Origin of the sequence: Streptomyces sp. KLMMK, assembly GCF_036961605.1 — a bacterium.
GTDB classification, from domain to species: domain Bacteria; phylum Actinomycetota; class Actinomycetes; order Streptomycetales; family Streptomycetaceae; genus Streptomyces; species Streptomyces telluris.
Genome location: NZ_JBAMDC010000296.1, coordinates 1 through 8,136 on the forward strand (window position 1 = coordinate 1; position 8,136 = coordinate 8,136).

The following is an 8,136-nucleotide window of genomic DNA, read 5'->3' on the forward strand; positions in this document are numbered from 1 at the left end:
CATCGAGCGGACCCACGGCGCCGGGCGGCAGCCCTCCGACGCCCGGCAGGCACCCGCCTCCGGGGCCGGGCAGGCACCCGCTTCCGGGGCCGGGAGGGCGCGGCGATGACGACGATGCCCGCCATGCACGCCGCGGTCCACATCCTCAAGGACGAGGGCGTGGACGTCGCCTTCGGCTGCCCCGGCGCCGCGATCCTGCCGCTGTACCAGGCGCTGGAAGCCGTGGGCGGCATCGAGCACCTGATCGTCCGTCACGAGGCCGGGGCCACGCACATGGCCGACGGCTGGGCGCGCACCAACGGCAGGCCCGGCGTCGCCATCGCCACCTCGGGCCCGGGCGGCACCAACTTCGTCACCGGCCTGTACACCGCGTTCGCCGACTCCGTCCCGATGGTGTGCGTCACCGGGCAGGCGGTCTCCGCCAAGCTCCACCAGGAGGCGTTCCAGGCCGTCGACATCGTCGAGATCGTCCGGCCGGTCACCAAGCGGGCCGTGCAGGTCAAGGAGGCGGCGCAGATCCCGTGGGCGTTCAGGGAGGCGTTCCGCACCGCGCGCGAGGGGCGCCCCGGCCCCGTACTGATCGACATCCCCGTGGACGTCGCCCGCCGCGGGATCCGCTACGACCCGGCGCTGGACACGCGCCTTCCGGTGCCCGTCGTCGCCCCGCACCCGCCGCGCGTGGAGGCCGCGCTCGACCTGCTGCTGGCCGCCGAGCGGCCGCTCGTCCTGGCCGGCGGCGGGGTGATCCTCTCCGGGGCGGCGGACGAGCTGCGGGAGCTGGTGGAGTACCTGGGGGTGCCGTTCCAGGTGACGCTCATGGGCAAAGGGGCCGTCGAGGACGACCACGAGCTGAACATGGGCACCACCGGCATCCAGACCTCGCAGCGGTACGCCAACGCCTCCTTCCTGGAGGCGGACTTCGTCCTGGCCGTCGGCGCCCGCTTCGGCGACCGGCACACGGGGGCGGACCTCTCCGTCTACCGGGGGCGGCGGTCCTTCGTCCACGTCGACGTCGACCCCTCCCAGCTCGGCAAGGTCTTCGAGCCGGACCTGGGGATCGTCTCCGACGCGAAGCTGTTCCTCGCCGCCCTGCTGGCCGCCGCGAAGGCCCGCCGTGCGGGGTACGGCGCCGGGCACGGCACGCAGCCGGGAGCGTGGGCCGCGCGCTGCCGGGAGCTGAAGCGCACCCTCACCCGCCGCGAGGACTTCGCCACGGTCCCCGTGAAGGCGCCGCGCGTCTACAAGGAGATCAACGAGATCTTCGGCGCGGACACGTGGTTCGTCACGGCCATCGGCCTGTACCAGATCTGGGGCGGCCAGCATCAGAAGGCCCACCGGCCGCGCCACTACCAGGTCTGCGGGCAAGCGGGCCCGCTCGGCTGGGAAGTGCCGGCCGCGATCGGCGTCAAGAAGGCGCTGCAGGGCATGGGCCGGGGCGCGGAGGAGGTCGTCGGCGTGGTCGGCGACTACGGCTTCCAGTTCACGGTGGAGGAGCTGGCGGTGGCCGCGCAGTACGACGTCCCCTTCGTGCTGATCATGCTGAACAACACGTACCTGGGCCTGATCCGCCAGGCCTCGGCCGGCTACGGGATGAACTACCAGGTGGACGTCCACTACGACGAGACGGGAACGGACCACGTCAAGCTGATGGAGGCGTACGGCTGTTCGGGGCGGCGGGTGACGGGCCCCGGGGAGATCCGGCCGGCGATCGAGTGGGCGCGCAAGGAGGCCGCCGCGACCTCACGGCCCGTCCTGGTGGAGATCATGATCGAGCGCGAGGCGGACACCCCGCACGGCCCGGACATCGACGCCGTCCGCGAGAGCGAACCCGTACCGTAGCGCTGGCGCACGACGGGCACATGCGCCCTCGCGCTCGGCGGCGACGCATGAGGCGCGGGGGGCACGGCTGCCCACTTCGGCATTCGCTCCCCCGGCGCGCCCGCATCGTGGACGATGGGCCCGTACCCCTACTCACGGACCCGTTGCTGGAGCCGAATATGGCCAAGAGCGTGCCGGTTCACTGCCCGACGTGCCGTCGCGAGCACTCCTTCACCCCGCCCACCTTCCCCTGCGCGTGCGGTGCGCCGCTCACGCTGCCGGTGCAGGCGGACGCCTCCCCCGAGTTATTGGCGCACCGCACCTGGCGCGACGCCTGGGTGGCCGTCCGCTGCCCCTCCTGCGACCGCCAGGACCAGTGGCCGCGGCCGGAATTCGGCTGCTCCTGCGGCACGGTGGTGCGCCTGCCCGTCCGTTCGCCGGGGCCCGCGACCGCACCCGCGCCCGGGGACGACGGCAGCGACGGCAGCGACGGCGATGGTGCCGGGGACGACGGCGCCGGAGCCGGAGCGGCGGCGGGAGCGGGGGCGGGGACGGGAGCCGGTGAGCAGCACGCCGCGGCGCAGCGCCCCGCCTTCCGGCCGGAGCCCATCCGGACCGCCGACGACGCGCTGGCCGCCGCCGAGCGCTATCTGACGTGGCTGGGCTGCACGGGCGTCACCCGGCCGGGAGATCCGGAGGCGGCCGGCGCCGACCTGCGCGCGGGCGCCCTCGTCGCCCGGGTCGACCCGTCCACCGTGCCCACCTCGCTGCGGGCGGTCGAGTGCCTGTGGCTGCACGCCATGGTGGACTCCGCATCCGGCGTCTTCTTCTCCCTCGCCGGCTACGCCCACGAGGCCCGCTCCCGGGCGGACGACCTGCGCCTTCCGCTGTTCGTGATGGACCTCACCGGCACTCCGCAGCCGCTGAACGGCCCGGCCGACGAGCTCGTCGAGCGCGGGCCCGCCTGAGCCGCCCGTACCGCCAAGCTCAATTTTTCCTCTGAACAACGCCCGGGCGATGGCGGGTTGGGTGCCCGTGGGCGGAGACTTCGTACCGGGCCCGCGAAACATACGGGGGATCGCGGGCCCCTCCAGCTTTTCGGGGCCGCCCACGCACCGGTCCTTCGCCGCCCGCCCCGGCCGGTCCGCCTCAGGCGCCGGCCGGGCGCCGGGCCCCCTTTCCGTTCAGGCCTCCGCCCGGTGAGACCTCCGCCCCGGTCAGGCCTCCGCCGCCGCGAGCCCCGCGCTCGCCTGGTCGCGCAGCTCCACCTTGCGCACCTTGCCGCTGACCGTCATGGGGAACGCGTCCAGGATCCGCAGATAGCGCGGGATCTTGTAGTGCGCGAGCCGGCCGCGGCAGAAGCGGGCGAGCTCGTCGCGGCTGAGCGGCCGCTCGGGGTCGCGGAGGATCACGCAGGCCATGATCTCCTCGCCGTACTTCTCGTCGGGCACCCCGATGACCTGCACGTCGGAGATCTTGGGGTGGGTGTAGAGGAACTCCTCGATCTCCCGCGGGTAGACGTTCTCCCCACCCCTGATGATCATGTCCTTGATGCGGCCGACGATCCGCACGTAGTCGTCCTCGTCCATCACGGCGAGGTCGCCGGTGTGCATCCAGCGCTCGGCGTCGACGGCCTCGGCGGTGCGCTCCGGCTCGTCCCAGTAGCCGAGCATCACCGAATAGCCGCGCGTGCACAGCTCGCCCGGCTCGCCGCGGCCGACGGTCTCCCCCGTCTCCGGGTCGACGACCTTCACCTCGATGTGCGGCAGCACCCGGCCGACGGTGCCGGTGCGCCGCGCGATGTCGTCGCCGCGCCGGGTCTGGGTGGAGACCGGCGAGGTCTCGGTCATGCCGTAGCAGATGGCGACCTCGGACATGTGCATCTCGCCCATGACCCGCTTCATCACCTCGGTCGGGCACGGCGAGCCGGCCATGATGCCGGTGCGCAGCGAGGAGAGGTCGTACGTGGCGAAGTCGGGCAGCTCCAGCTCGGCGATGAACATCGTGGGCACGCCGTAGAGCGAGGTGCAGCGCTCGCGTTCGACGGCGTGCAGGGCGGCGGTGGCGTCGAAGGCCGGGGCCGGGATGACGGCGCAGGCGCCGTGGCTGGTGACGGCGAGATTGCCCATGACCATGCCGAAGCAGTGGTAGAAGGGCACGGGCAGGCAGACCCGGTCGGCCTCGGTGTAGCCGAGGAGCTCGCCCACGAAGTAGCCGTTGTTGAGGATGTTGTGGTGGGAGAGGGTGGCTCCCTTGGCGAAGCCCGTGGTCCCGGAGGTGTACTGGATGTTGACGGGGTCGTGGCAGCTCAGCTGCGCCTCGCGCTGGGCGAGCCGCTCGCGCGGCACGGTCTCCCCGCTCCGGATGAGGCCCGCCCAGGTGGGGTCGTCGATGTAGACGACGTCGCGCAGCGCGGGGCAGTCGGCCCGGACCTGTTCGACCATGCGGCGGTAGTCGCTGGCCTTGTGCTCGACGGAGGCGACGAGCACACCGATGCCGGCCTGGCGCAGCACGTAGCCCAGTTCGTGGACGCGGTAGGCCGGGTTGATGTTGACCATGATCGCGCCGATGCGCGCCGTGGCGTACTGGACCATGACCCACTCGGGGCAGTTGACCGCCCAGATGCCCACGCGGTCGCCCTTGGCCACCCCCTTGGCCAGCAGCCCCAGGGCGATCTCCTCCACGGCCCGCCCGAACTCGGCGTAGGTCCAGCGGCGTCCGCCGGGGACGTCGACGAGGGCGTCGCGGTCGCCGAAGCGCTCGATGGTGAACGCGAGATCGGCACCGATGGTGTCGTCGATCAGCGGGATGGAGGTGCTCCCGGCCGCGTACGAGGGTGTGGTCACCGGTGGTCTTCCTCTCGGTACTCGTCTCCGCCGCCGTGCGCGGTGCGCTCGCGCAGTTCGATGCGGCGGATCTTGCCGGACACGGTCTTGGGCAGCTCGGCGAACTCCAGGCGCCGGATGCGCTTGTACGGGGCGAGCACGGCCCGCGAGTGGGCGAACAGGGCCTTGGCGGTCCCCGGGCCGGGCTCCCAGCCCTCGGCGAGGACGACGTACGCCTTGGGCACGGAGAGCCGCAGCGGGTCGGGGGCGGGGACCACCGCGGCCTCGGCGACGGCCTCGTGCTCCAGGAGCGCGCTCTCCAGCTCGAACGGGGACACCTTGTAGTCGCTGGACTTGAACACGTCGTCGCTCCGGCCCACGTAGGTGATGTACCCGTCGGCGTCTCGGGATCCGATGTCGCCGGTGCGGTAGTAGCCGCCGGCCATGACCTCCGCGGTGCGCTCCGGGTCGCCCGCGTAGCCCGTCATCACGCCGACCGGGCCGGCGGAGAGGTCGAGGGCGATCTCGCCCTCGGCGGCCGGTTCGCCCGTGCGGGGGTCGAGGAGGACGACGGAGAAGCCGGGGCTGGGGCGGCCCATGGAGCCCACCTTCAGGGGCTGGCCGGGCGGGTTGGCGATCTGCACGGTGGTCTCGGTCTGCCCGAAGCCGTCGCGGATCGTCACGCCCCAGGCCCGCCGTACGGTCTCGATGACCTCGGGGTTGAGGGGCTCGCCCGCGGCCACGGCCTCGCGGGGCGGGGTGCGCAGCCCGCCGAGGTCGGCCTGGATGAGCATCCGCCACACGGTCGGCGGGGCGCAGAAGCTCGTCACGCCCGCCCGGTCCATTTCGGCCATGAGGCGGGCGGGGTCGAAGCGGGTGTAGTTGTGCACGAAGACGGTGGCTTCGGCGTTCCACGGGGCGAAGAGGCTGGACCAGGCGTGCTTGGCCCAGCCGGGCGAGGAGATGTTGAGGTGGACGTCGCCGGGCCGGAGCCCGATCCAGTACATGGTCGTCAGATGGCCCACGGGGTAGGAGATGTGGGTGTGTTCGACGAGCTTGGGGCGAGCCGTGGTGCCGGAGGTGAAGTAGAGGAGGAGGGGGTCGTCGGCGCGGGTGGGGCCGTCGGGGGTGAAGGTGTCGTCGGCGTGGTCGGCGCCGGCGTAGGAGATCCAGGCCCCTTCCGCTTCCCCTTCGCCTTCCCCTTCCCCTTCGGTTTTCCCCTCGGCTTTCTCCTCGCCCTTCCCTTCGGTCTTCCCTTCGGCTGCCCCCTCCCCGACCGCGATCCGGGTGTAGGAACCCGGCACGTCCGCGAACTTGGCCCTGTCCTCGGCCCGTACGAGCACGTGGGAGACCCGGCCGCGCTCGACGCGGTCGGCGAGGTCGGCGGTGCCCAGCAGCGGGGTGGCCGGGATGACCACGGCGCGCAGCTTCATCGCGGCCAGCGCGGTCTCCCACAGCTCGGCCTGGTTGCCGAGCATGACGAGGATCCGGTCGCCCGCGCGCACGCCCTGCCCGCGCAGCCAGTTGGCGACCCGGTTCGAGCGGCGGCGCAGGTCGTCGAAGGACAGCCTGAGCTCGGTCCCGTCCTCCTCGGCGATCCACAGGGCGGTGCGGCCGTTGCCCTCGGCGACGGCGTCGAACCAGTCCAGCGCCCAGTTGAACTCCGCGGGACGGGGCCAGGCGAAGCCCTCGTACGCGGCCTGCCAGTCCTCGCGGTGCGCGAGCAGGAAGTCCCGGGCGGCGCGGAACTCCGCGGCGGAGCCCGGCGCTCCGGCGGCAGCCCCTGCGTTCCTCGGCTTCGATGACGTCACGTGTCCTCCAGATTGCGGGGCGCATCGCGGGCCCGCACGGTTAGCATCGTGCGACGGTGATCTGAGTCTCACCACCCCCGAACGGGGGTGGCCGCATTTCAGGGATACGGAGATTCCACCTCCGGATCCGGGACGGGGAGGCAGCGATGGGAGATCCGGACGGGACGGCCGAGGTGCGGGCGGCGCTGATACGGATGCGCAAGGGAGCCGGACTGCCGGTCGCCTTCGGCGGACTGCTCACGGGAACACGACAGTTCCGAATATCGGACATGACCGGGACGACGACGCCGGTCCTGCGCGGACTGGCGATCCGCACGGGCAGCGGACTGGGCGGCAAGGCGGCCGCCCTCACCCGCCCGCTGTCCGTGACCGACTACCAGTCCTCGCACGTCATCACGCACGAGTACGACGCGGCGGTGGCGGCCGAGGGCCTGCGCTCCGTGCTCGCGGTGCCCGTGGTCGTACGGGGCCGGGTGCGCGGCGTGCTCTACGGCGCCCTGCGCCGCCCGCTCACCCTCGGGGACCGCTCCCTGACCGCCGCGGTCGACGCGGCGCGCGAGCTGGAACAGGCCCTCGCCGTCCAGGACGAGGTGCAGCGGCTGCTGTCCGTGGCCCATCAGCCCACCACCGCCGACCCGGCGATGTGGGAGGAGGTCCGCGAGGCGCACGGCGAATTGCGCGCCCTGGCACAGCGTGTCACGGACCCGCGCCTGCGCCAGGAGTTGCTCGCGGCGTGCGGACGCCTCGCCGCGGCCTCCTCCGCGGACCCGGCGGTACGGGGCGCGGGGCCCGGCGTGGACCTGTCGCCGCGCGAAGTGGACGTCCTCGCCTGCGTGGCGACGGGCGCGACGAACGCCGCGGCGGCGGACCGGCTGGGCCTGCGCCCGGAAACGGTCAAGAGCTACCTCCGGTCGAGCATGCGGAAGCTGGGGGCGCACACGCGCCTGGAGGCGGTGGTCGCAGCGCGGCGGGCGGGCCTGCTGCCGTAATCCTCCGGGCGGAACCGTCGGCGGAAACGTGGGCGGGACCGTGGGCGGGACCGTCAAGAAGACGTCAAAGGCGTGGCACCGAGGGTCAACACCCTGTCAAGGAGGAGCTCGGCGGGGTTCGGTACGGGCATAGCGTGAACGGCGGCGCCGCGGCGCCGTCACCGACGCTCCCATCCGACACCTCCCGAGCTTCCGAGGACCGTCATGCACCTGAGCCGTACCCCCGCCGAAGCCGCCGCAGTCGCCGCCGCCTCCGGCACGGCCTCCGCCGAGAGTTCGCAGGCCGGCGACGGGGAACCCGCCGAACCCTCCCATCCCGCCGGCCACGCCCCCGAGCAGCCGCTGTATGTGCCCGTACGGCGCTGCGCGTGCGGCTTCGCCCTGCGGGTCTTCCGCTCCCCCCTCGGTACGAGGACCGCCGTCGCCTTCACCACGGAGCGACGGCTTTCGGCTGTTCTGGGCCCCGACCAGCCCTCGGTCCGCCTGGCCCTCCCGGCCGTCCGGGCCCTCGCAACGCCTCTGGGCGTAGCCACGGTCTCCATCGACCCCCAGCTGACAGCCCCGGCAGTACGAACGGATCCGGCGGGACCGCCGGTGTCGGCGCTGCCGGGCTGACCGGGCTGACCGGGCTGACCGGGCTGACCGGGCTGACCGGGCTGACCGGGCTGACCGGGCCGGCTTAGTCGCCGGGCG

General features: G+C 73.1%; 6 protein-coding genes. 4 read left to right on the top strand and 2 right to left on the bottom strand.

What is annotated here, in order from left to right; genetic code table 11:
• Window positions 1-105: 105 nt before the first annotated feature.
• Together gcl and V7793_RS28695 are read left to right on the top strand one after the other, a co-directional pair.
• Window positions 106-1,839, top strand: coding sequence for a glyoxylate carboligase (gene gcl / locus V7793_RS28690; RefSeq protein WP_336011715.1), 1,734 nt, complete (start codon window positions 106-108; stop codon window positions 1,837-1,839).
• A 158-nt stretch (window positions 1,840-1,997) separates the two neighbouring features.
• A complete protein-coding gene (locus V7793_RS28695; RefSeq protein WP_336011718.1) occupies window positions 1,998-2,786 on the top strand; it encodes a hypothetical protein in 789 nt (262 codons plus the stop codon).
• 249 nt (window positions 2,787-3,035) lie between these two features.
• On the opposite strand, the gene V7793_RS28700 is transcribed toward V7793_RS28695, so the two are convergent.
• Both V7793_RS28700 and V7793_RS28705 read right to left on the bottom strand, forming a co-directional pair.
• Window positions 3,036-4,664: an AMP-binding protein gene (locus V7793_RS28700; protein ID WP_336011720.1), complete on the bottom strand. Its 1,629-nt coding sequence runs from the start codon at window positions 4,662-4,664 to the stop codon at window positions 3,036-3,038.
• Window positions 4,661-6,454 (bottom strand): AMP-binding protein, encoded by a 1,794-nt coding sequence (locus tag V7793_RS28705; protein WP_336011724.1) that lies wholly within the window; start codon window positions 6,452-6,454, stop codon window positions 4,661-4,663. Before V7793_RS28705 ends, V7793_RS28700 begins: the two co-directional genes overlap by 4 nt.
• A gap of 146 nt (window positions 6,455-6,600) precedes the next feature.
• On the opposite strand from V7793_RS28705, the gene V7793_RS28710 reads away from it, so the two are divergent.
• Both V7793_RS28710 and V7793_RS28715 read left to right on the top strand, forming a co-directional pair.
• Window positions 6,601-7,443, top strand: a complete 843-nt coding sequence (locus tag V7793_RS28710) for a helix-turn-helix transcriptional regulator (protein ID WP_336011727.1) — start codon at window positions 6,601-6,603, stop codon at window positions 7,441-7,443.
• 204 nt (window positions 7,444-7,647) lie between these two features.
• Complete coding sequence (locus V7793_RS28715) at window positions 7,648-8,058, top strand: SAV_915 family protein (RefSeq protein WP_336011729.1); 411 nt, start codon at window positions 7,648-7,650, stop codon at window positions 8,056-8,058.
• The last annotated feature ends 78 nt before the right edge of the window (window positions 8,059-8,136 follow it).

What these genes read in the sequence shown, in the direction of transcription:
- gcl (WP_336011715.1), top strand. Translation starts at nt 106, where the DNA reads ATGACGACGATGCCCGCCATGCACGCCGCGGTCCACATCCTCAAGGAC.
- V7793_RS28695 (WP_336011718.1), top strand. Translation starts at nt 1,998, where the DNA reads ATGGCCAAGAGCGTGCCGGTTCACTGCCCGACGTGCCGTCGCGAGCAC.
- V7793_RS28710 (WP_336011727.1), top strand. Translation starts at nt 6,601, where the DNA reads ATGGGAGATCCGGACGGGACGGCCGAGGTGCGGGCGGCGCTGATACGG.
- V7793_RS28715 (WP_336011729.1), top strand. Translation starts at nt 7,648, where the DNA reads ATGCACCTGAGCCGTACCCCCGCCGAAGCCGCCGCAGTCGCCGCCGCC.